The organism is Mesorhizobium sp. WSM4840, from assembly GCF_055811755.1.
This window is the reverse complement of sequence record NZ_JBVVQD010000032.1, coordinates 57,397-79,067: the sequence shown is the minus strand read 5'-3', so window position 1 is coordinate 79,067 and position 21,671 is coordinate 57,397. Positions and strand designations below refer to the sequence as shown.

General features: G+C 64.2%; 20 protein-coding genes and 1 pseudogene. 13 read left to right on the top strand and 8 right to left on the bottom strand.

The annotated features are described in order from the left end of the window. Window positions 1-131 precede the first annotated feature (131 nt). The 6 genes from lepA (at window position 132) to AC0L3I_RS30280 (ending at window position 6,978) form a co-directional block, all read left to right on the top strand. Window positions 132-1,937, top strand: coding sequence for a translation elongation factor 4 (gene lepA, locus AC0L3I_RS30305; protein ID WP_473485676.1), 1,806 nt, complete (start codon window positions 132-134; stop codon window positions 1,935-1,937). Between the two features lie 210 nt (window positions 1,938-2,147). Continuing rightward, a complete protein-coding gene (locus AC0L3I_RS30300; RefSeq protein ID WP_473529339.1) occupies window positions 2,148-2,831 on the top strand; it encodes a hypothetical protein in 684 nt (227 codons plus the stop codon). Window positions 2,832-3,013: 182 nt separating this feature from the next. Further along, window positions 3,014-3,538 (top strand): hypothetical protein, encoded by a 525-nt coding sequence (locus AC0L3I_RS30295; protein WP_473529338.1) that lies wholly within the window; start codon window positions 3,014-3,016, stop codon window positions 3,536-3,538. A 7-nt stretch (window positions 3,539-3,545) separates the two neighbouring features. Next, complete coding sequence (locus tag AC0L3I_RS30290) at window positions 3,546-4,055, top strand: hypothetical protein (RefSeq protein WP_473485673.1); 510 nt, start codon at window positions 3,546-3,548, stop codon at window positions 4,053-4,055. Window positions 4,056-4,330: 275 nt separating this feature from the next. Further along, on the top strand, window positions 4,331-4,702 hold the full coding sequence (locus AC0L3I_RS30285) for a hypothetical protein (protein ID WP_473529343.1): 372 nt from the start codon (window positions 4,331-4,333) through the stop codon (window positions 4,700-4,702). A 254-nt stretch (window positions 4,703-4,956) separates the two neighbouring features. Beyond that, a complete protein-coding gene (locus AC0L3I_RS30280; RefSeq protein WP_473485672.1) occupies window positions 4,957-6,978 on the top strand; it encodes a hydantoinase/oxoprolinase N-terminal domain-containing protein in 2,022 nt (673 codons plus the stop codon). 2 nt (window positions 6,979-6,980) lie between these two features. On the opposite strand, the gene AC0L3I_RS30275 is transcribed toward AC0L3I_RS30280, so the two are convergent. Further along, complete coding sequence (locus AC0L3I_RS30275) at window positions 6,981-7,406, bottom strand: cadherin repeat domain-containing protein (RefSeq protein WP_473529337.1); 426 nt, start codon at window positions 7,404-7,406, stop codon at window positions 6,981-6,983. Window positions 7,407-7,651: 245 nt separating this feature from the next. Between AC0L3I_RS30275 and AC0L3I_RS30270 the strand changes: the two genes are divergently transcribed. After that, window positions 7,652-9,823 (top strand): malate synthase G, encoded by a 2,172-nt coding sequence (locus tag AC0L3I_RS30270; RefSeq protein ID WP_473529336.1) that lies wholly within the window; start codon window positions 7,652-7,654, stop codon window positions 9,821-9,823. 73 nt (window positions 9,824-9,896) lie between these two features. Here AC0L3I_RS30270 and AC0L3I_RS30265 read toward each other — a convergent pair whose 3' ends face one another. Beyond that, the gene (locus AC0L3I_RS30265) at window positions 9,897-11,429 is read right to left on the bottom strand and encodes a YifB family Mg chelatase-like AAA ATPase (RefSeq protein ID WP_473529335.1); all 1,533 of its coding nucleotides are present in this window, start codon (window positions 11,427-11,429) and stop codon (window positions 9,897-9,899) included. A 181-nt stretch (window positions 11,430-11,610) separates the two neighbouring features. After that, entirely contained in the window at window positions 11,611-12,552 is a 942-nt protein-coding gene (gshB, locus tag AC0L3I_RS30260) for a glutathione synthase (protein ID WP_473529334.1), read from the bottom strand. Between the two features lie 398 nt (window positions 12,553-12,950). Here gshB and AC0L3I_RS30255 point away from each other — a divergent pair, with 398 nt between their 5' ends. The 6 genes and pseudogenes from AC0L3I_RS30255 to AC0L3I_RS30230 all read left to right on the top strand — a co-directional run. Continuing rightward, a complete protein-coding gene (locus AC0L3I_RS30255) occupies window positions 12,951-13,718 on the top strand; it encodes an SDR family NAD(P)-dependent oxidoreductase (RefSeq protein ID WP_473529333.1) in 768 nt (255 codons plus the stop codon). Next, a complete protein-coding gene (locus tag AC0L3I_RS30250) occupies window positions 13,715-14,665 on the top strand; it encodes a 2-dehydro-3-deoxygalactonokinase (RefSeq protein WP_473485667.1) in 951 nt (316 codons plus the stop codon). The genes AC0L3I_RS30255 and AC0L3I_RS30250 overlap by 4 nt, the downstream gene beginning before the upstream one ends. Further along, window positions 14,662-15,303, top strand: coding sequence for a 2-dehydro-3-deoxy-6-phosphogalactonate aldolase (locus AC0L3I_RS30245; RefSeq protein ID WP_473485666.1), 642 nt, complete (start codon window positions 14,662-14,664; stop codon window positions 15,301-15,303). Before AC0L3I_RS30250 ends, AC0L3I_RS30245 begins: the two co-directional genes overlap by 4 nt. Beyond that, a complete protein-coding gene (locus tag AC0L3I_RS30240) occupies window positions 15,300-16,181 on the top strand; it encodes an SMP-30/gluconolactonase/LRE family protein (RefSeq protein WP_473485665.1) in 882 nt (293 codons plus the stop codon). The genes AC0L3I_RS30245 and AC0L3I_RS30240 overlap by 4 nt, the downstream gene beginning before the upstream one ends. Before the next feature lie 175 nt (window positions 16,182-16,356). Continuing rightward, window positions 16,357-17,421, top strand: coding sequence for a D-alanine--D-alanine ligase family protein (locus AC0L3I_RS30235; RefSeq protein ID WP_473529332.1), 1,065 nt, complete (start codon window positions 16,357-16,359; stop codon window positions 17,419-17,421). Window positions 17,422-17,489: 68 nt separating this feature from the next. Continuing rightward, a pseudogene (locus tag AC0L3I_RS30230) lies at window positions 17,490-17,717 on the top strand (cupin domain-containing protein); the annotation flags it as partial. Window positions 17,718-17,780: 63 nt separating this feature from the next. On the opposite strand, the gene AC0L3I_RS30225 reads toward AC0L3I_RS30230, so the two are convergent. The 5 genes from AC0L3I_RS30225 to dnaJ form a co-directional block, all read right to left on the bottom strand. After that, a complete protein-coding gene (locus AC0L3I_RS30225; RefSeq protein WP_091591899.1) occupies window positions 17,781-18,068 on the bottom strand; it encodes a DUF1330 domain-containing protein in 288 nt (95 codons plus the stop codon). Window positions 18,069-18,235: 167 nt separating this feature from the next. Next, window positions 18,236-18,919, bottom strand: a complete 684-nt coding sequence (gene pyrF, locus AC0L3I_RS30220) for an orotidine-5'-phosphate decarboxylase (protein WP_473529342.1) — start codon at window positions 18,917-18,919, stop codon at window positions 18,236-18,238. A gap of 20 nt (window positions 18,920-18,939) precedes the next feature. After that, entirely contained in the window at window positions 18,940-19,536 is a 597-nt protein-coding gene (locus AC0L3I_RS30215) for an NADPH-dependent FMN reductase (protein WP_473529331.1), read from the bottom strand. A 150-nt stretch (window positions 19,537-19,686) separates the two neighbouring features. Continuing rightward, on the bottom strand, window positions 19,687-20,292 hold the full coding sequence (gene pmtA / locus AC0L3I_RS30210) for a phospholipid N-methyltransferase PmtA (protein WP_473529330.1): 606 nt from the start codon (window positions 20,290-20,292) through the stop codon (window positions 19,687-19,689). 142 nt (window positions 20,293-20,434) lie between these two features. Further along, window positions 20,435-21,565 carry a molecular chaperone DnaJ gene (gene dnaJ / locus AC0L3I_RS30205; RefSeq protein ID WP_473485661.1) on the bottom strand — a complete coding sequence of 377 codons (1,131 nt, stop codon included), beginning with the start codon at window positions 21,563-21,565 and terminating at the stop codon, window positions 20,435-20,437. Window positions 21,566-21,671: the final 106 nt, after the last annotated feature.

The following is a 21,671-nucleotide window of genomic DNA, read 5'->3' as shown; positions in this document are numbered from 1 at the left end:
GAAGCCTCTTTGAATCACGCTAACCTGCGGCGGGCCACAAATTACACGCCGTCGTTAACCTGAACTCGTTGCCCTGGCGCCGCGCCCGGCCGCTTGCCCGGGCAAGCTGCCCCTGCTAAAGCCGCCCCATCATGACCACGCCGATCAAAAACATCCGCAATTTCTCCATCGTCGCCCATATCGACCATGGCAAATCCACGCTTGCCGACCGGCTGATCCAGTCCACCGGCGGGCTGGAGCTGCGCGACATGAAGGAGCAGGTGCTGGACTCGATGGATATCGAGCGTGAGCGCGGCATCACCATCAAGGCGCAGACGGTCCGGCTGAAATACCGCGCCAACAATGGCGAGGACTATATCCTCAACCTGATCGATACGCCCGGCCATGTCGACTTCGCCTACGAAGTGTCGCGGTCGCTCGCCGCCTGCGAAGGCTCGCTGCTGGTCGTCGATGCCTCTCAAGGCGTCGAGGCGCAGACGCTGGCCAATGTCTACCAGGCCATCGACAACAACCACGAGATCGTCGTGGTGCTGAACAAGGTCGATCTGCCCGCCGCCGAGCCCGAGCGCATCCGCGAGCAGGTCGAGGAGGTGATCGGCATCGATGCCTCCAACGCCGTGCTGATCTCGGCCAAGACCGGGCTCGGCATTCCCGACGTGCTGGAGGCGATCGTCAACGATTTGCCGCCGCCGCGCGAGGGCGACATCACAGCACCGCTGAAGGCGATGCTGGTCGACAGCTGGTACGACGCCTATCTCGGCGTCATCGTGCTGGTCCGCATCATCGACGGCGTGCTGAAGAAGGGCCAGACCATCCGCATGATGGGCACCGGCGCCAAGTACCTTGTCGAGCGCACCGGCGTCTTCACGCCGGCCCGCATCAATGTCGACGAGCTCGGCCCCGGCGAATTCGGCTTCTTCACCGGCTCGATCAAGGAAGTCGCCGATACCCGCGTCGGCGACACCATCACCGAGGACAAGCGCCAGACGGCCCAGGCCCTGCCCGGCTTCAAGCCGGCGCAGCCGGTGGTGTTCTGCGGCCTGTTCCCGGTCGACGCCGCCGATTTCGAGGATCTTCGCGCCGCGGTCGGCAAACTGCGCCTCAACGATGCTTCCTTCTCCTTCGAAATGGAAACCAGCGCGGCCCTCGGCTTCGGCTATCGCTGCGGCTTCCTTGGCCTTTTGCACCTCGAAATCATCCAGGAGCGGCTGGAGCGCGAGTTCAACCTCAACCTCATCGCCACTGCGCCCTCGGTCGTCTACCGGCTGCTGTTGAACGACGGCACGACGAAGGAATTGCACAACCCGGCCGACATGCCCGACGTGGTCAAAATCCAGGCGATCGAAGAGCCGTGGATTCGCGCCACCATCCTGACGCCCGACGAGTATCTCGGCGGCATCCTAAAACTCTGCCAGGACCGGCGCGGCATCCAGGCCGATCTGTCCTATGTCGGCAAGCGCGCCATGCTGACCTACGATCTGCCGCTCAACGAGGTTGTCTTCGACTTCTACGACCGGCTGAAGTCGATCTCCAAGGGCTACGCCTCCTTCGACTATCATTTGACCGATTATCGCGAGGGCGACCTGGTCAAAATGTCGATCCTGGTCAATGAGGAGCCGGTCGACGCGCTGTCGATGCTGGTCCACCGCACGGCGGCGGAAAAGCGCGGCCGGCTGATGTGCGAGAAGCTGAAGGAACTTATCCCGCACCATCTGTTCAAGATCCCGATCCAGGCGGCCATCGGCGGCAAGGTCATCGCCCGCGAAACGATCTCGGCGCTGCGCAAGGACGTCACCGCCAAATGCTACGGCGGCGACGTCTCACGCAAGCGCAAGCTGCTCGACAAGCAGAAAGAGGGCAAGAAGCGGATGCGCCAGTTCGGCAAGGTCGATATCCCGCAGGAGGCGTTTATCCAGGCGCTGAAGATGGGGGACTGAGAAGCCGGTTGGCGCGCAGCGCGCCAAGTCATCGATCCGGTGGATCGATGACAGGCTTCGAAAGCGGGGGAGCTGCCGGAGGCAGCGGGCCCCCGCCAGCGCGGCGTTGAAGCTGCCCGGTAGAGAGCGAGTGTAACGACCCAGTCGCCATTGCGTTTTCTACCCCCGATTGTATCTTTGCCTCGGGGTCTTTGGGGAAAATCGCCTTTCATGCGCAAATATGTTGTTCCGTTCCTTTCGCTTTTTCTTGATTTCATCTGGATCAACGCCGTTGTAGGTCTGGCTATCTATCTAGCGCCATCACTACCGGAAACTGCGTTTGGCGGACCTTTGCCGTGGTCGGCGCAAATCGTCATTTCCCTGGTCTTGCTCTCGATTAATCGCCTGCTGAACCTCTCGCTCGGTGAGTATCTGCTATCCTACGCTGTCGCTGAATGGGAAGCCGGCGTGCGGCTTCGCCAATGGCCAAACCTCCTCCTTGGGACGGTCGGAGTCCTGTCCGGCGTAAACGAGCTGGTGCGCGGGACCGAGCCTGGCACCGGAGTGCCGTTCCTTTTCATGGTGGAGGAAACACGGCTCAAGATGGTCTCGCTCATGGTCTACGGAGCGCTCTATGGTTTGGGGGGCATCATGTTGCTGAGGTTTGCAACAGGTGCGAAACTGCTCAACGCCGCCTTATTAGCGAGCGGCGCTGTGATCTTTGCGATCAACATGCTGTTCAGCCATGACGCAATGGTTGAAGCAATCATCACGCGCAACGAAGATCAAGGCAGACCAATCACCTGGGGAGCGGCAGAACAAGTCGTGGCGTTCTCGCCATACTATCTCGCAGTTATGTTGGCTGTCATGGCCGCGATCCTGTACTTTTGCCGGGAGCGCCCGGCAGCCCGGTGACCGGCAAGCTGCTCGACAAGCAGAAAGAGGGCAAAGGAACGCGCGGCAGTTCGGCAAGGTAGATATGCCGCAGGAGGCGTTATCCACGCTGAAAATGGGGACTGAGCGAGCTGCGCCACGAAAACCAACGATTGGAAAACGCCCTTTCCTGAAGTATCCTTGGGCTTGGAAGGGGGATCTCAATGCGTTCCGCCAACCCTGCCATCTCCGATATCGTCGCCGCGATTGGCCTGGCGATCGGTGGCGCCTTTGGGCTTGCCGGCACCTTCGTGGCGAGCGCCGAGCTGCGCGAAACACTTTGGACGATCGACGGCGTCGCACTCGTGGTGGCAGCCGCCCTGTTGACGATGAAGTACCAGCGGCTGGGCAATGACTGGGTCGCGGCCGGGTTCCTCACCTTCGTCGCCGGCGAGAGCCTGCTGCTGTCAGGCAATGCCGCAGGCCTCGAGGCCAGCGTTCCCTCCTATGTCGGGGGCATCTCGCTTTGGGCGGCCGCCCTTGTCATGGTCAGCGCGCCGAAAACCTTCGCACTGTGGATGCGCCTGACCGCTGTCGTGGCCGCTGTGCTGTTTGTCGTGTCGGCAGGCCTGATCCTCTGGGGCGCCCCTTTGCTGCCGACTTCGGCGCCGCTGCCCGCTGCCGGATATCCGTTTCTGGTCCTCACATTCATCGGCTGGATCTGGACCCTGCTGAAATCAGGCCGATGAGTGGCCCATGTCTTCGCCCGTCGAAATCCGCAACAGCCCCACCGGAAAAATCTTTCCCGCGCTCGGGCCGCTCCTGATCGCTGCGATCTTCGGCTTCTTCGCGCTGAAGGGGCTTGCGTCAGGCGCCCCGGGCCAAGGGCTGTTCCTGGTGGTGGTGCTGGCGCTTGGCTGCCTGGGGCTTGGTCTGTTCCTGGCGCGCGGCGCGTTCGACACCGGCGTCCAGGTGGTGCTCGACGCCAGTGGCTTTCGCGACCGGCGCGGTGGCGACGTGCTGGTGCCCTGGGAGAAGGTGCGCAGCGCGCACCTCACCTCCGGCGAAGGCGCGGCGATGATCAGCTTCGAACTGACCGAGCCGCCTCCCGATGCGATCAGATATGCGCCGGCCAACGCGCTCGGCCGCTTGCTGCCCTTCGGCAAAAACATCGTCCATATGGAGATATCCTCGCTCGACATCACCGGCGCCGACATGATCGCGGCGATCCGGCGGCTCGCGCCGCATGTGGCGGTGTTGAGGTAAGCGCTCCCCCTTCTCCCCCTTTGTTTGGACTGGGGACATCGCGAACAGGTGTGCGAGGACATCGCGAACAGTTTTGCGCGTTGTGCGCGAGGGGGTTCGGGATGCCGTTCAAGGACAGAAGCGCGATGTCCCCAGTCCAAACAAAGGGGGAGAAGGAAAGGTCGCGCCTTTCGCGACGCGCAGATTTACCGCCACCCCCTTCCACCCCTCCAGCCTCTATGCCATGGTCTCCTCGCGGCCGGGCAGGCCGTTTCATTCCGGGGGGAATCATCATGTTGTCTTACGCTTTCGCGCGGCGCATCGCCGTCGCGCTCTGTCTTGCCGCATCGTTTGCATCGGCGGCTTATGCCGGCGATGTCACCTTCGCCATCAAAAACAGCCATCCCAACGCCATGCGCGTCGAGCTCTACAGCCAGGACCGCGACCATATCTGGCCGGGCAACAATCAGGACTATTATCTCAGCGACGGCGAGACCAAGTCGATCCCGCTGTCCTGCGATGACGGTGAATCGATCTGCTACGGCGCCTGGGTCGACGGCGACGAGGGCACCTATTGGGGCGTCGGCCCCGGCAACACCGAAAAATGCGACGATTGCTGCTACACCTGCAGCGGCGGCGAGACCGAAGAGATCGATCTGGTTCCGTGAGCGGGAATCTCCCCCTCGAGGGGGAGATGTCGCCAAAGGCGACAGAGGGGGTCGGTACGTCCGGACGCGACTCGATCGCGGACAAAGGATGCCGGCGCTCCACGCGAGACGACCCCCTCTGGCCTGCCGCCCATCTCCCCCTCAAGGGGGGAGATTACGCGCGCCTGGCCCAGCGCTCGCGGCTTTATCGGCCGGGCCATATCGGCTAAGGGCTTCACAGCAAAAACCTCGCCGCCCCGGACCGCTGCTAAAATATGACCGCCAAATCCTCCCCCCTGTTCCTCGGCATCGACACCGGCGGCACCTATACCGACGCCGTGCTGTGGTCGGAAGCCGGCGGGCCAAGCGGAAAAGTGCACGCCAAAGCCAAGGCGCTGACCACCCGCCACGATCTGGCGGTCGGCATATCAGGCGCGGTCGATGCGGTGCTGCAAAAAGCCGGCACCGATCCTGCAGCGATAAAACTGGTATCGATGTCGACGACGCTCGCCACCAACGCACTGGTCGAAGGCCAGGGTGGCCGCGTGGCGCTGGTGATGATCGGTTTTTCCGAAGGCGATCTTGCCCGCGACGGGCTGAAGGCGGCGCTCGGCACCGACCCTGTGGTGTTCTGCCCCGGCGGCCACGATGTCCATGGCAATGCGGCAAAACTCGACCTGTCCGGGCTGGAGGCGGCGCTGCCGGAACTCGGCGCCTCGGTGTCCGGCTTTGCCGTCTGCGCCTATTTCGCCACCCGCAATCCGGCGCATGAGCTTGCCGCTCGCGACCTCATCCGCGAAAAGACCGGCCTGCCGGTCACCGCCAGCCACGAGCTTTCGGCCAAGCTCGGCGGCCCGCGCCGGGCGCTCACCACGTTGCTCAATGCCCGGCTGATCTCGATGATCGACCGGCTGGTGGCGGCGACCGAAGGGTTTTTGGCCGCCCGCAAGATCGCAGCCCCGCTGATGGTGGTGCGCGGCGATGGCGCTTTGGTCTCGGCCGCCTTCGCCCGCCAGCGGCCGATCGAAACGATCCTTTCCGGCCCCGCCGCCAGCCTTGTCGGCGCCCGCCACATGACCGGCCTCGACGATGCTGTCGTGTCCGATATCGGCGGCACCACCACCGATGTCGCCGTGCTCGACGGCGGTCGTCCCAGGCTCGACCCGGAAGGCGCCACCGTCGGCGGCTTCCGCACCATGGTCGAGGCCGTCGCCATGCGCACTTTTGGGCTCGGCGGCGATTCCGAAGTGGCGCTGGAGGACGGCGCGCTCAACCCGAAAATCCTGCTTGGGCCGCGCCGCCTGGTGCCGCTGGCGTTGGCCGGCATGGTGCATGGCGAGGCGGTGACTGTCGAACTGGAACGCCAAATCCGGGCGCCCAACCCCGGCCGCATGGATGGCCGCTTGGCGGTCAGGACCGGCGTGCCGGAGCGGCTGGCGGCCGGCCTGACCGGCGCCGAAGCCAAGCTTTATGAAATGATCCGCGCGACTCCGCTCACCGTCGACAGGCTTTTGACCTCGAATGCCCAGAACGCCACTTTGAACCGGCTGGTGTCGCGCGGCCTGGTGCATGTCGCCGGCTTCACGCCGTCGGATGCCGCCCATGTGCTGGGCAAGCAGGCCAATTGGGACGCCGCCTCGGCCCGTCTGGGTGCGGAGCTGTTCGCCCGCAAGCGCGACGGGCGCGGGCAGGCGATCGCCGCCTCGCCGGAGGAGATATCGGAACGGGTGCTGACCACGCTGACCCGCCTGTCGGCGGAAGTCATCCTCGAAACCGCCTTTGCCGAGGACGGGCTCGATGGCGCGGCGACCGTGGCGCACGCGCTGGTGCAGCGCGCTGTCGACGCGCATCCCGGCATCGCCCGCCTCAGCGTCGCGCTCGACCGCCCGGTCATCGGCCTCGGCGCCTCGGCGCCGCTGCACTATGCCGGCCTGGCCGAACTGGTCGGCAATGACTGCGTCGTGCCGGAAGATACCGACGTCGCCAACGCGCTTGGCGCCGTCGTTGGCCAGGTCCGCGTCTCAGCCGAGGCCCGCGTCAGCCAGCCCAAGGAAGGGCTGTTCCGCGTTTCGTCCGGGGAGACAGTCCGCGATTTTCTCGACGAGGCTGCGGCGATCGCGGCGGCCGAGGCCGATGTGCGCGCGCTTGCCGCCGGACGGGCCAGGGAAGCCGGCACCGACAGCGCCGAGATCGAGGTCGCCACCGAATTCCGCGTCTCCACCGTCGAAGCCCAGCGCATGTTCATCGAGGCGCATGTCGTGGCGGTGGCGTCGGGAAGGCCAAGGATTGCGGTGTGATGTCAGATGGAGGATTTGGGCGCGGTTGCAAGTCGCTCGAAAACCGCGTTTACCCGTATGCGGCTGCCATTGGGATCGACGATCTGCATGACCAAAATCAGCCGCTTTTGATGAAGCTTGAAGGCGGCCGCCAAGCCTCTGGCCTTGGCGCCTGCCGAAGTTGACCCCGGCCAAGTGCCTTTTCCGATCAACGCAGCTTCTCCATTGATCGTTTCTGCTTTCAGATCGGCGGTCCACCCATTACTTGCAGCGACCTGCAGGCCGGGATTGCCGCTGCGGATGACGACCGTGCAATCGCTGCATTGGCCGCCGGTCGAGTAAGCCTGCTGCCAGGTGCCGATGAATTCGGCATCAGCAGCCGCGGCAGGACCAGCGCTCGCGAATGCAAGAGAGAATAGAGCAAAAGCAAGCCAGGCAAATCTCAACATCGGCCAACTCCAAAACGTCTTCTTCATTTGACAGGCAATGTATAAGGCCGGGTTTACTGGAATGAGAAAATTGGCCCGATATGCGATTGCACATAGCCGCTTATGCGCCGCGACGTCGTTTCGCTCCTGCTTCGCCTGGGATGACGAAGTGGACCAAAATACCCACCTTCACCCTAAGCTGAATTGACCGTGCTACCCTGACATGCCAAAGGCCCGGCCAAAGCCTTCATCTTGGAGACACCCCGATGACCGATCGCGTCGAAATCGCCGGATTGCGGATTGCCCGCGAGCTTTATGATTTCGTCGTGAACGAGGCGCTGCGGGGCACCGGCATTGCAGCCGACGCCTTCTGGACCGGCCTCTCGACCATCGTTCACGAGCTTTCGCCGAAGAACCGGGCGCTGCTGGAAAAGCGCGACGCGCTGCAGGACCAGATCGACCGCTGGTATCGCGACAATGGCGCGCCCAGCGATATGGAAGCCTACAAGGGATTCCTGAAGGAGATCGGTTATCTCGTGCCTGAGGGGCCGGCCTTCTCAGTGACGACCGAAAATGTCGACCCGGAGATGTCGGTGGTTGCCGGGCCGCAGCTGGTGGTGCCGGCGATGAACGCGCGCTACGCGCTGAACGCCGCCAATGCGCGCTGGGGCTCGCTCTATGACGCGCTCTACGGCACCGACGCCATTCCCGAGACCGGCGGCGCCGAGAAGGGAGGCAGATTCAATCCCGTGCGCGGCGCCAAGGTCATTGCCTGGGCGAAGGATTTTCTCGACGAGTCGGTGCCGGTCACCTCGGGCAAATGGGCAGGGGTGAACGGGCTTTCGGTTGCCAACGGCATGTTGCGGCTGGGCGAGGGCGCCGGCGCCACCACGCTTGCCGACCCCAGACAGTTTGCCGGCTATCGCGGCGACGCCGCCAATCCCGAAGCCGTCCTGCTCACCAAGAATGGCCTGCATATCGAGATCGTCATCGACCGCAGCAACCAGATCGGCAAGACCGATCCGGCCGGCATTGCCGAAGTCGTGCTGGAATCGGCGCTGACCACCATCCAGGACTGCGAGGATTCGGTCGCGGCGGTGGATGCGCAGGACAAGGTCGTGGTCTACCGCAACTGGCTCGGCCTGATGAAGGGCGACCTTGCCGAGGAGATCACGAAGGGCGGCAAGACCTTTACGCGAAAACTCAATTCCGACCGGTCGTATACCGCGCCTGATGGCGGCGCTCTGAGCCTGCCCGGCCGCTCGCTGATGCTGGTCAGGAATGTCGGTCACCTCATGACCAATCCGGCGATAACGGACCGCGACGGCAACGAGGTGCCGGAAGGCATCATGGATGCGGCGATGACGGCGTTGATCGCGCTGCACGATGTTGGGCCGATCGGGCGCCGCGCCAATTCACGCGCCGGCTCGATGTATGTCGTAAAACCCAAGATGCACGGGCCGGAGGAAGTCGCTTTCGCCGTCGAGATATTCGACCGCGTCGAGGCGCTGCTCGGCATGGCCGAAAATACCATCAAGATGGGCATCATGGACGAGGAGCGGCGCACCACCGTGAACCTCAAGGAGGCGATCCGCGCCGCCAAAGACCGCGTCGTCTTCATCAACACCGGTTTCCTCGACCGCACCGGCGACGAGATCCACACCTCGATGGAAGCCGGCCCGATGATCCGCAAGGGCGACATGAAGCAGGCCGCCTGGATTGCCGCCTATGAGGCCTGGAACGTCGACACCGGGCTGGAATGCGGGCTGGCCGGCCATGCCCAGATCGGCAAGGGCATGTGGGCGATGCCCGACCTAATGGCGGCAATGTTGGCCGAGAAGATCGCCCATCCCAAGGCCGGCGCCAACACCGCCTGGGTGCCGTCGCCGACGGCGGCAACGCTGCACGCCACCCACTACCACAAGGTCGACGTTCAGGCCGTGCAGGCGGCGCTGAAAAGCCGGCCCAAGGCAAAGCTCGACGACATATTGTCGGTGCCGGTAGCGGTGCGGCCGAACTGGTCTCAGGCAGACATCCAGAAGGAGCTCGACAACAACGCGCAGGGCATTCTGGGCTATGTCGTGCGCTGGATCGACCAGGGCGTCGGCTGCTCGAAAGTGCCTGACATCAATGACATCGGCCTGATGGAGGACCGCGCCACGCTGCGCATCTCCTCGCAGCACATCGCCAACTGGCTGCATCATGGCGTCTGCACCTCGGACCAGGTGATGGAGACGATGAAGCGCATGGCTGGCGTCGTCGACCGCCAGAACGCAGGCGATCCGCTCTACCAGCCGATGGCGCCGGACTTCGACAAATCGATCGCCTTCCTCGCTGCCTGCGACTTGGTTTTCAAAGGCCGCACCCAGCCCAACGGCTACACCGAACCAGTACTGCACGCGCGGCGGCTGGAGCTGAAGGCACGTGCATCGGCCTGACCCGAAGGTTCAACCTTTAAGGAGGCGGGTGAGGTAGGCTCGGCGTCCCCCACCCCTCAAGGGGAGGGAAACGTCACGCCGCCTGCGCCATCCGCTCCGAGCTCATGCGGTAGGAAATCGCCTCGGCCAGATGGATGCGGCCGACCGTCTCGCTCGCCTCGAGATCGGCCAGCGTCCGCGCCACTTTCAGCACCCGATGATAGGCCCGTGCGGAAAAGCCGAGTTTTTCGCTGGCGTCCCTGAGCAGCGACAGGCCTGATGCATCCGGCATCGCGATCTCCTCAATGACCGAGGGCGAGCAATGCGCGTTGGTGGTGGCGGAGGTCGCGCCGAGCCGTTCGAAACGCTCGCGCTGGATCGTCCGGGCGCGTGCCACGCGCAATGCCACCGCGGCACTTTTCTCCGCCCGGTCCGGCCGGATCAGATCGCTGGCCGAGACCGCCGGCACCTCGATCCGGAGATCGATGCGGTCGAGCAGCGGGCCGGAAATGCGCGCCTGGTAGTCGGTGCGGCAACGGTCGCCGCGCAGGCAGCGATAGCCCGGCTCGCCGGCCATGCCGCAGCGGCACGGATTCATCGCCGCGACCAGCTGGATGCGCGCCGGATAGGTGACGCGATGGTTGGCGCGGGCGATCATGCAATCGCCGGTCTCCAGCGGCTGGCGCAGCGCATCGAGCGCCTGCGGCGAGAATTCGGGAAACTCGTCGAGGAACAGCACGCCGTGATGGGCAAGCGAGGCCTCGCCCGGCCGCACGCGCAGGCCGCCGCCGACCATCGCCGCCATCGAGGCCGAATGGTGCGGCGCTCGGAACGGCCGCCGGTCGGTCAGTTTTCCCTCGCCGAGTTCGCCTGCCACTGATGCGATCATCGAGACTTCGAGCAATTCCCTCGGCGCCAGCGGCGGCAGGATCGACGGCAGCCGCTGCGCCAGCATCGATTTTCCCGATCCCGGCGGTCCGACCATCAGCAGATTGTGGCCGCCGGCTGCCGCCACTTCCAGTGCTCGCTTGGCGGTCTCCTGGCCCTTGATGTCGGCGAGATCCGGCAGGTCGCGCGCCGAGGTATGGATGCCGGCTTCTGGCCGCGACAGCACCTGCGTGCCGCGAAAATGATTGGCGATGGCGATCAGGCTGCGTGGCGCCAGGATGTCGAAATCCTTGCCGGCCCACGCCGCTTCCGGGCCGCAGGCGAAAGGACAGATCAGGCCCTTGCCTTCGGCATTGGCGCCGATCGCCGCCGGCAGCGCGCCGGCCACCGCGGCGATGGTGCCGTCGAGCGACAGCTCGCCAAGCACGACATAGCCGGACAGCATGTCGCCTGGAATGGCGCCCAATGCCGCCATCAGACCGAGCGCGATCGGCAAATCGTAATGGCTGCCTTCCTTGGGCAGGTCAGCCGGCGCCAGGTTAACCGTGACCTTCTTGGACGGCATCGACAGGCCCGACGCATGCAGCGCTGCCTGAACCCGCTCGCGGCTTTCGGCCACCGCCTTGTCGCCGAGGCCGACGATGTGCATGTTGACCTTGCCCGGCGCGATCATCACCTGCACGTCGACCGGCACGGCCTCAATGCCTTGGAAAGCGACCGTGCGAACCCTTGCCACCATTTTTTGTCCCCGGACATGGGCTCGCCCGAAGCCCATGCGATCATGCCGCGAACGGCGTTTACCAGAAACAACCACAGATTTCACACGAAGGCAAGAACATTACGGGAACAACTGGACGCTACAATCTGATGGCGTCGCGGCGCTAACGGGTCGGAAAAACACTGTTCCGCAAAGCGTGCGCTTACTTGCGTTTGTCCTCGACCGCATCCCAGAACAGGCTCGCAATATCGGCGCCACCAAAACGCTGCACCTCGCGCACGCCGGTCGGCGACGTCACGTTGATCTCGGTCATGTAGTCGCCGATCACGTCGATGCCGACGAGGATAAAGCCGCGCTCCTTCAGCGACGGGCCGATGCGGGCGCAGATCTCGCGTTCGCGCTCCGTCAATTCGGTTTTTTCGGCGCGGCCGCCGACATGCATGTTGGAGCGTGAATCAGTCTCGGCCGGCACCCGGTTGATGGCGCCGACCGGCTCACCGTCGATCAGGATGATGCGCTTGTCGCCGGCGCGCACCTCCTTCAGATAGCGCTGCACGATGTAAGGCTCGCGGAACAACTGCCCGAACATCTCGAGCAGCGAGGCAAGGTTGCGGTCGGCCTCGTGCAGGTGGAAGATGCCGGCGCCGCCATTGCCGTAGAGCGGCTTGACGATGATGTCGCCGAACTCCTTGCGGAAGGCGGCGACCTCCAGCGGGTCCTTGGTGATCAGCGTTTCCGGCATCAGGTCGGGAAATTCGGTGACGAAGATCTTTTCCGGGCTGTTGCGCACCCAGGCCGGGTCGTTGACCACCAGCGTCCGGGGATGGATGCGCTCAAGGATATGCGTGGAGGTGATGTAGTTCATGTCGAACGGCGGATCCTGCCTGAGCAGGATGACGTCCATCTCCGACAGGTCGGTGCGGACTTCTTCGCTGAGTGAATAGTGATTGCCCTTCTCATCGCGGACTTGCATTTCCTCGATGCGGGCAAACACCTTGCCGCCGCGCAGCAATAGGCGGTCGGGCGTATAATGGAACAGCTGGTGGCCGCGCCGCTGCGCTTCCAGCGAAAGCGCGAAAGACGTGTCGCCGGCAATCGAGACGGTGGAGATGTGGTCCATCTGGATGGCGATTTTCAAAGGCATGGCGGATCTCCGGCGGATCGGATGGGCAGCTGTGCTTGCCCTTACAACCTCCCCGGTCATCTGCCAATCGCGAGATTTTGAGGATTGCCTGCTGCAAGCTGGACGTCAGTCGGTCAGTTGCAGACAAAGCGAGGCTGTGCGTGCGCTCGATGCCTTCGTGGGGTTGGCCGCCGCTGCGAGGACGCGTAGTGGGCGTGATCGCCTTTTTGTCTGACATAAGCCTGGGGAATCGGTTTTTCTCCCTTGCTCCCCCGACCGGGCTGGCTAGGATGCGCGCCGACTGAGCCTACTGCGCCGCGCGTCCTTTTTGGACGCGCAAAGGACGCTGTAGCACTTTTGCGCACGATCCTTTCCGAAAATCGAAACCGATTTTCGGGGTCATGCGCAGGGAGAAAAAAATGATGCCATCGGCACGCTTTGCCGACCTTGAAGGTGCTTCGGTGCTGATCACCGGCGGCGGTTCCGGCATCGGTGCGGCGCTGACCGAGGGTTTTGCACGCCAGGGGGCAAAGGTCGCCTTCATCGACATCGCCGACGGCCCGAGCCTGGCGCTGGCCGACCGCATCGAGAAGGATCTCGGCCGACGGCCTCTCTATCTCAAGACGGACATACGCGACATCGAGGCGCTGCGGGCTTCAGCCGCCAAGGCGGCCGAAGCCCATGGCGACGTCACCGTGCTGGTCAACAATGCAGCCCTTGACGATCGCCACGCGGTGGAAGACGTCACGGTGGAGTTCTGGGACAACAACCAGGCGGTCAACCTGCGTCCGCATTTCTTCACCGCCCAGGCGGTAGCGCCGGGCATGAAGCGCGCCGGCGGCGGCTCGATCATCAACTTCACGTCGACGTCGTTTCTGATCAACCACCCCGACATGCCGGCCTATACCGCCGCCAAGGCCGGCATCGTCGGCCTGACCAAGGGGCTTGCCGGCAAGCTCGGCGCCGACGGCATTCGCGTCAATGCGATCGCACCGGGCTGGGTGATCACCAAGCGGCAGAAGCAGCTCTGGGTCACCGAACAGGCGCTCGCCGCCCATATTGCCAAGCAATGCATCAAGCAGGTGATGCAGCCGGAAGACATTGTCGGCACGGTGCTGTTCCTGGCGTCGGACGCTTCGCGGATGCTGACCGCACAGATGCTGATCGTCGATGGGGGCTTCCTGTGAACTCAGCGAGCAACGTGCCTTCTGTGGCCGCCGTCGACTGGGGCACGACCCGTCTCAGGGTCTGGCTGGTCGATGAGGCCGGAAACGTGCTTGCCGAGCGCCGCGGCGACGACGGGCTGATCACCGCGCAAGCCGCCGGGTTTTCGACCGTCCTCGAAGGACATCTGGCGGCGATGGGCGCGCCGGAAGCGATGCCCGTCATCGTCTGCGGCATGGCCGGATCGCGCCAGGGCTGGCTCGAGGCGCCCTATGTCACCGTGCCGGCGCCGATCGGTGCCATCCTTGCCGGTGCTGCGCGCGTCCCCGGCCAGCGCCGCGACATCCGCATCGTGCCGGGCCTGGCCCAGCGCCAGGCCGACGCGCCTGACGTCATGCGCGGCGAGGAAACGCAGCTTGCCGGCGCCGGTTTGCCGGCAAAAGGCCACCATCTCGTCTGCATGCCCGGCACCCATTCGAAATGGGTGCTGGTCGAGGACGGCGGCGTTACCGGTTTTGGCACCTGGCCGACCGGGGAGCTGTTTTCGGTGCTGGCGGCGCATTCGATCCTGCGCCATTCGCTTGGCGAGCAGCCCCAGCCGGTTGCAGCAGGCAATCCGTTTTTCCGGCGCTGGTGCGAGCAAGCGCTGGCTGAGGGCGGCGATGTCACGTCGAGGCTGTTCTCGATCCGCGCCGCGGGCCTGCTGCAGGACCTGAACCCCGACGATGCCGCTGCTTGCCTGTCCGGCCTGCTGATCGGCGGCGAGATCGCGTCGGCCAGCCGCCGTTATGCCAAAGGCGGGTCGGTCGTGCTGGTCGCTTCCGGCGCGCTCGGCACGCTCTATACTGAGGCGCTCGGTCTTGCCGGACTTGCGGTGAGAGCCGTCGATGCCGAAGAGGCAGTGCGTGCCGGCTTGATCGAGGCGGCGCGTGAAAATGGCATGATTGCCGGAAGCGGAGTTGTAGCATGACCGAGACCGCACCGTTTCCGAAGCTCGGGCGAGGCCTTGTCGCCATCCTGCGCGGCCTCAAGCCGGACGAGGCGGTGGCCGTTGCCCGGGCGATCTTCGAGGCCGGCATCGAAGCGATCGAAGTGCCGCTCAATTCGCCGGACCCTTTTGCCTCGATCGCGAGGATCGTTGACGCGCTGCCGGCGACGGCACTGGTCGGCGCCGGGACTGTGCTGACCGCGGCCGATGTCGATCGCTTGCACAAGGCCGGCGGGCGGCTGCTGGTCAGCCCCAACGTCGATGCCGATGTCATGGGCCGGACGATGCATTACGGCATGGTGACGATGCCCGGCGTGTTCACGCCAACCGAGGCCTTCCAGGCCATCCGGCTCGGCGCCTCGGCGCTGAAATTCTTCCCGGCGAGCGTGCTTGGCGCGGCCGGCATCGCGGCGATGCGCGCGGTTTTGCCGGCTGAGACGCTGGTCGGTGCCGTCGGCGGTGTTTCGGAAAAGGACTTTGCCGGCTACAAGGCGGCCGGCGTCAGCGTCTTCGGCCTCGGCTCCAGCCTGTTCAAGCCTGGTATGAGCGTCGACGAGGTGGCAACGCGGGCGCAGGCCGCAGTCGCAGCCTGGGATGCGGCGTTTGGAGCGGCAGGATGAGCGAAGCCATCGTCTCGGTTTTTTCCGACCATGTCTGCCAGCTCGGCGAAGGCCCGAGCTACGACCCCACCACCGATACGCTCTACTGGTTCGACATCGTCAACGGCCAGCTTTTGGAAAAGCGCCTTTCCGGCGGTACGGTCAAAATCCAAGAGCTTGGCCAGATGGCCAGCGCGATCGCCTTCATCGACGACAAAAGACAATTGATCGCCACCGAAACCGGCCTGCATGTCCGCGACGTGGCGACCGGCAAGATGACACTGCACACGGCGATCGAGGCCGACAATGCGGGGACGCGCTCGAACGATTCGCGCGTCCACCCCTGCGGGGCCTTTTGGGTCGGCACGATGGGCAAGGGTGAGGAAAAGGCCGCCGGCTCGATCTACTGGTTCCTCAAGGGAGAGTTGCGCCGGCTTTATTCCGACATCACGGTGTCGAACTCGATCTGCTTTTCCGAAGATGGAACGTTCGCCTTTTATACTGACACCAGCACCGGCCTGTTGATGCGCGTCGCCTGCGATCCAGCGACTGGCCTGCCGGTCGGCGAACCGAAGATCTTCGTCGATCACCGCAAGGCCAAGGGCTATATCGACGGTTCGGTGCTCGATCGCGACGGTGTTCTTTGGAACGCCTGCTGGGGCGGCAGCGTCATCGAAGCATACGGGCCTGACGGCAAGCTCATCCGATCGGTCGCGATGCCGGTGACGCAGCCCTCCTGCCCGGCCTTTGTCGGCAGGAATGCCGATCGGCTGGCGGTCACCTCCGCCTGGTCGGGCAAGGATGAGAAACAGCGCCTGCTGGATCCGCAAGCCGGCATGACGTTTCTGCTCGATATTCCGGTGAACGGCCACTTCGAGCCGCGCGTGCTGATCGCCTAGGCCATGATCCCGAACCTTCGGTCCGGAAAAGATCACGGTCAACAGGAAGATCGCGCCAGCACTGTCGCGCAGGCGTCCAGCTGACGTCGGTTTTCCGCGAAAGCCGAATGCGTCTGCCGTGCGATGGTAGGCAATCGCGCTGCCAGGACCCGTTCATCCCCGGATCGTGCATCTCATGTCAAGCCGCAGGCCGAAGCTGATCCTTGTATACGAGCCGGAAAAGGCCTGCTTCGACCGGCTGGTCGCCGATGGCCACGTGCCGGCGCGCGCCGCCGAAATCGCCTCCTATCTGGCGCAGTCGACCGACATCGCCCCTGAGTTCGACACGCTGGCGGCAGCCTGCCAGACGCGCGGTCTGTCGTTCGTGCCGGTGGAACTCGACGATGCCGCAAGCGTGCTTGCCGGTGAGGACACGACGCTCGTCTGGACGCTGACAGACGGCGTCGCCTATTTCCGCGGTGGCGCGGCACCGGCTTTGGCGAGGCTGAACGGCCTGAAGGCACTCGGCGCCGATGATGCGCTGTTTGCACTGTGCCAGGACAAATTCCGCTCCGGCGCCGTGCTCGGCGCACTCGGCCTGCCGGTGCCGCAATCCGGCTTGGCCCGCGACGGCCGCTGGCTGGTCGAGCCACCAGCTTCGCCAGCCGGCTGGTTCGTCAAGCCGAACCGGCTCGGCGCCAAGATCGGCATCTGGCCGGAGTCGCGCAGCAGTGATCTCGGCCACGCACTGGAGCTCAGCCGGCGTGTTTTCGACGCCTATCGCGACGATGTCGTCGTGCAGCCCTATGTCGCCGGGCGCAATGCGCGCGCCAGTTTTCTGGGCCTGAAGCCGGACACCGGCGTCGAAGCGCTCGGCGTCGCCTTTGTCGATTCGGGCGGTGATTTCCAGACCATGGCGGACAGCCTGGTGCTTTACGGCGACACCGGCGAGGCTGCCAGGGCGGCGGGAACATACACCGAGCCGGTGCTGCTGCCGGTCGCCGCCACCCAGCCGCGAGCCGATGCAAGGATCCGACGGATCGCCGAAAGCATGATGACCGGACTTGGCTTGCGGGATGTGTTTTCCATCGATTTCCGGGTCGAGGCCGACGACAGCGTCCATCTCATCGAGTTCGAGGTCTGCCCCGGCCTGCCCTGCTTCGATTTCCGCGCCTATTGCCGTACGCAGTGGGAGATGGGCCTCGCCGATGCGATGGCCGAGACCGCTGCGAGTCGTTTTGGTCGATTGGCCGCGTCTTGAGCAGAAATCCTGCGTGAAGCTGCCCGGAACCCTGCAGCCAAGTCCGCCAGTGGACTTCGGAAGATGGCAAGATCGAAGTCGGTGTCTGGGAATGTTCGCAGGGCCGGTTCACCGCGCGCCGAGACACGAATTCCGAGATTTGCCACATCGTCTCCGGCCGCGTGACGCTGCACGGTCCCGACGGCGCGGCCAAAGATGTCGGGCCCGGCGAATTGCTTGTCCTGCCTCTTGGCTGGGAGGGCGAATGGACCATCCACGAGAAAACGCGCAAGCTTTACATCCTGCATTCGGTCTGATCGCCGCGGGCACGTTCGCGACGGTTCCAAATGACTCTGCACGCTACGGCGGTGGCCGCTGAACTAAACCCCTTCGACCAGCACGATCTCGCCGTCGGCCACCTTTTGGCGGATCGCGACGGCGCGTTGGTACTCCGGCGAGTGATAGCAATCGTGCGCCGCAGCCAATGACGGAAACTCGATGATCACGTTGCGGTCGCGGCCCGGCCCTTCTGCCTTTTCATGCGCACCGCCTCGTGCCAGGAAAACGGCGCCGAAACGATCGAAAGCCGGTTTGGCTGCAGTGACATAGTCCTTGTAGCCTTCCGCATCGCGCACATCGACGCGGGCGATCCAGTATCCCTTGGGCATGCTTCTTCTCCTCGTTTTGGCCGTGCGGACCGATTTTGAAAGTCGCTCCGGCGAGATGGCTGGGGGTGTTTTCGAGAACCGGAGCGGAGCGTACTTAAAGTATATGAGCACCGGAAGCGGAGAAAACGCCGCCAGACGGCCGCCGGAGTAGAGTTTCGGAATTGGTCCTAGGCCGAGCGCATTTCGTCAAGAATAGCTTCCGCGACCGCCCGCCTGTCGGCGGCGCCGACGATCGGCCGGCCGACGACGAGATGGCTGGAGCCGTTGCGGATCGCCTGCGCCGGCGTGACCACGCGTTTCTGGTCGCCATGGTCGCTGCCCTTGGGCCGTATCCCCGGCGTGACGACGGCCATGTCGGGCCCGACGATCCGGCGCACCGCTTCCGCTTCCTCGGCCGAGCAGACGATGCCCCCCATGCCGGCATGCAGCGCCTGTTCGGAGCGCCTCAGCACCAGCGTGTGCGGGTCATGCTCATAGCCGGCGTCGATCACGTCCTGCTCGTCCATCGAGGTCAGCACGGTGACGCCGAGCAGGCAGAGATCGCTGCCCCTGGCGGCCTCGACCGCTGCCTTCATCGTCTTCGGATAGGCGTGCAGCGTCAGCATGGTCATGCCCATCCCGGCGATCGCCTCGACACCCTTGGCCACCGTGTTGTCGATGTCGAGCAGCTTCATGTCGAGGAAGATCCTGGTGCCGCCGCTGGCGAGCTCGCGGGCGAAGTCGAGGCCGCCGGCGAATGCGAGCTGATAGCCGATCTTATAGAAGGAGATGACCCCGTCGAGCTCGCGCACCGCCTTCTCGGCGTCCTTCAGCGTCGGCAGGTCGAGGCCGACGATCAGCCTGTCTTGCATGGTGCTGTCGCGTTGCTGGATCACGCCTCGATCCGCGTCGACAGCATGCGCGAGGTTTCGATCAGCGTGCGGCATAGGTGCTCCATCGATCTGTGCAGTTTCTCGTCCCTGAAATTTCCGTCCTCGTCGAAGGCGTTGCCGCCCTCCGGCACCGAGCATTCCGGCGTCACCACCTCCATCTTGCAGCGCACCAGCACGGCGCGCAGATGGTTGATGCAGCGTACCCCGGCGAAATGTCCTTTGGAAGACGAACAAAGGCCGGCGGGCTTGCCGGCGAACGGCCTGAACGACCGCCCGCCATCCATGCGCACCCGGCTCACCCAATCGATGGTGTTCTTGAGCAGCGGCGGGATCGAGCCGTTATATTCGGGCGTCGCGATCAGCAGCCCATCATGCGCGGCGATCTGCCGGGCAAACTTGATGGCGTTTTCAGGAATGCCTTTCTCCTTTTCCAGGTCCTCGTCGAGGATCGGCAGCGGATAGTCGGCAAGCGAGATGCGGGTCACCTCGGCGCCCTGCAGGGCGAGTTCCTTCTGCGCCACATCGGCCGTCCTGCCGCTGTAGGCGCCAGTGCGAATCGAGCCCGCGAAGACGAGAATTTTCGGGATCACTGCCATTGGCCACCCTTGTTCCCGGACAGGTACAGTCAAGGATCGGTCAAATCAACGCACCGGCCCAAAAATCGAAAAAAGGGACCTTGGGGGGACATGTGTGAAAGGTGTGATGAGATTCAGGTCAGGCCGGGCTCACCTGAATATCGGCACACCCTAATGCGCCCCGCGCCGATAGATCCACAGCTGCGTTGGCGGGATGTTGCGGATGACGAAATGGAAATGCTCGACCGTGTAGTCGCCGCGGCCGGGCGGGATCGGCGACAGCGGGCCGTAGGTCAGCTGCACGACCGGGCGGCCTGTCGGGATGCGGTCGAGAAGGCTTTCGACATAGGCGACGCGCTGGGCGACCGGGAAATTGAGCAATGGCACGCCGGAGATGACCGAATCGAAGGTCAGGCCGCTCTTGTCGCCGAGCGTCGCATCGAGATTGAAGGCGTCGCCCTCGATGACGTTGACGCCGGGATAGAGCTGGCGCAGATGGCGCACGAAATCGGGGGAGTATTCGACTGCGTAGAGATTTTCAGGCTTTACGCCCTGGGCGAGGATGGCTCGGGTGATGACGCCGGTGCCGGGCCCGACTTCGAGCACCGGCAGGCTCGACTTCGGGTCGACGACGGAGGCCATCTTGCGGGCCGTGATGGAACTGGTCGGCACGATCGAACCGACCGCCTTCGGCTTGTCGATCCAGCCCTTGAAGAATTTCAGTTCGTCGTCGAACTTCTCTGCCAGCGCCTTTCGCAGTCCGGGACCATGTGCCATGCAAGTTCTCCTGAACGGTCCCCCGAGTGGCTACTTAGCAGCTACGGGCTTCAAGGCAAGGCGGACGCCGGTATAAGGTGTTGATGACGCTAGGGGAGCTTCCGCTCGATTGTATCTTACACCCGATTGGCGAGAGTCGCCATCAGCGCTCGCCGAAGGTCTCGAAAAAGTCCTTCATGCGGGCGAAAAAGCCGCTCGACTGCGGCGAATTATCCTTCGAGGAAAGCTGCTCGAACTCCTCCAGCAGCTCGCGCTGGCGGCGGGATAGGTTCTGCGGCGTCTCGACCGCGGTCTGGATGTAAAGATCGCCGACGTTGTGCTGGCGCAGCACCGGCATGCCCTTGCCCTTGAGGCGGAACTGGCGGCCGTTCTGGGTGCCTTCCGGCACCTTGACCTTCGTCTGGGTGCCGTCCAGCGTCGTCACCTCGAAGGAACCGCCAAGGGCAGCCGTCGTCATTGAGATCGGCACCTTGCAGTAGAGATCGGCGCCGTCGCGCTGGAAGAATTCGTGCGGCTTGACCGCCAGGAAAATATAGAGGTCGCCCGACGGGCCGCCGCGCAGGCCGGCCTCGCCCTCATTGGCAAGGCGGATGCGCGTGCCGTCCTCGATGCCGGCCGGGATATTGACCGACAGCGAGCGCTCCTCGGTGACGCGGCCCTGGCCGGCACATTTCGGGCACGGCTCCTTGATGGTCTGGCCACGCCCCTGGCATTGCGGGCAGGTGCGCTCGATCGAAAAGAACCCTTGCGTGGCGCGCACCTTGCCGTGGCCGTTGCACATCGAGCAGGTGACGGGCTGGGTGCCGGGCTTGGCGCCGCTGCCGGAGCATTCCGTGCAGGAGATCGAGGCCGGCACGTGAATCTGTGCGGTCTTGCCGGTAAACGCCTCCTCCAGCGTGATTTCCATATTGTAGCGCAGGTCGGCGCCGCGCTCGCGGCCACCTGAGGAGCGGCGCTGGCGCCCGCCCATCATGTCGCCGAAAATATCCTCGAAGATGTCGGCGAAGCCGCCGGCGCCGAAGCCGTGTGCGCCGCCGTTCATGCCGCCCTGTTCAAAGGCGGCGTGGCCGAAACGGTCGTAGGCCGCACGTTTCTGCGGGTCCTTCAGCGTCTCGTAGGCTTCGTTGATTTCCTTGAATTTGTGCTCACAGGCATGATCGCCGGGATTGCGATCGGGATGGAACTGCATGGCGAGCTTGCGGAAAGCGCTCTTGAGCTCCTTCTCGTCGGCCCCCTTTTGCACGCCCAACGTTTCGTAGAAATCAGCTTTCATCTTTTCCTGCAGTCCGGATATTCAACGTCTTGAAGCCTTGTTGCGTCGTTTGCCGGCACGCTGTTCCGATTTAGGTGCGATGGAGCCGGGATGCCAGTGTTGACAC

Bases quoted from the DNA above. Each gene is read 5' to 3' on its own strand.
- AC0L3I_RS30265 (WP_473529335.1), bottom strand. From the start codon at position 11,429: ATGGTGGCAAGGGTTCGCACGGTCGCTTTCCAAGGCATTGAGGCCGTG.
- AC0L3I_RS30290 (WP_473485673.1), top strand. From the start codon at position 3,546: ATGTCTTCGCCCGTCGAAATCCGCAACAGCCCCACCGGAAAAATCTTT.
- AC0L3I_RS30215 (WP_473529331.1), bottom strand. From the start codon at position 19,536: ATGGCAGTGATCCCGAAAATTCTCGTCTTCGCGGGCTCGATTCGCACT.
- AC0L3I_RS30275 (WP_473529337.1), bottom strand. From the start codon at position 7,406: ATGTTGAGATTTGCCTGGCTTGCTTTTGCTCTATTCTCTCTTGCATTC.
- AC0L3I_RS30300 (WP_473529339.1), top strand. From the start codon at position 2,148: ATGCGCAAATATGTTGTTCCGTTCCTTTCGCTTTTTCTTGATTTCATC.
- AC0L3I_RS30270 (WP_473529336.1), top strand. From the start codon at position 7,652: ATGACCGATCGCGTCGAAATCGCCGGATTGCGGATTGCCCGCGAGCTT.
- lepA (WP_473485676.1), top strand. From the start codon at position 132: ATGACCACGCCGATCAAAAACATCCGCAATTTCTCCATCGTCGCCCAT.
- AC0L3I_RS30240 (WP_473485665.1), top strand. From the start codon at position 15,300: ATGAGCGAAGCCATCGTCTCGGTTTTTTCCGACCATGTCTGCCAGCTC.
- AC0L3I_RS30235 (WP_473529332.1), top strand. From the start codon at position 16,357: ATGTCAAGCCGCAGGCCGAAGCTGATCCTTGTATACGAGCCGGAAAAG.
- AC0L3I_RS30280 (WP_473485672.1), top strand. From the start codon at position 4,957: ATGACCGCCAAATCCTCCCCCCTGTTCCTCGGCATCGACACCGGCGGC.
- pmtA (WP_473529330.1), bottom strand. From the start codon at position 20,292: ATGGCACATGGTCCCGGACTGCGAAAGGCGCTGGCAGAGAAGTTCGAC.
- gshB (WP_473529334.1), bottom strand. From the start codon at position 12,552: ATGCCTTTGAAAATCGCCATCCAGATGGACCACATCTCCACCGTCTCG.
- pyrF (WP_473529342.1), bottom strand. From the start codon at position 18,919: ATGCAAGACAGGCTGATCGTCGGCCTCGACCTGCCGACGCTGAAGGAC.
- dnaJ (WP_473485661.1), bottom strand. From the start codon at position 21,565: ATGAAAGCTGATTTCTACGAAACGTTGGGCGTGCAAAAGGGGGCCGAC.
- AC0L3I_RS30295 (WP_473529338.1), top strand. From the start codon at position 3,014: ATGCGTTCCGCCAACCCTGCCATCTCCGATATCGTCGCCGCGATTGGC.
- AC0L3I_RS30225 (WP_091591899.1), bottom strand. From the start codon at position 18,068: ATGCCCAAGGGATACTGGATCGCCCGCGTCGATGTGCGCGATGCGGAA.
- AC0L3I_RS30245 (WP_473485666.1), top strand. From the start codon at position 14,662: ATGACCGAGACCGCACCGTTTCCGAAGCTCGGGCGAGGCCTTGTCGCC.
- AC0L3I_RS30255 (WP_473529333.1), top strand. From the start codon at position 12,951: ATGATGCCATCGGCACGCTTTGCCGACCTTGAAGGTGCTTCGGTGCTG.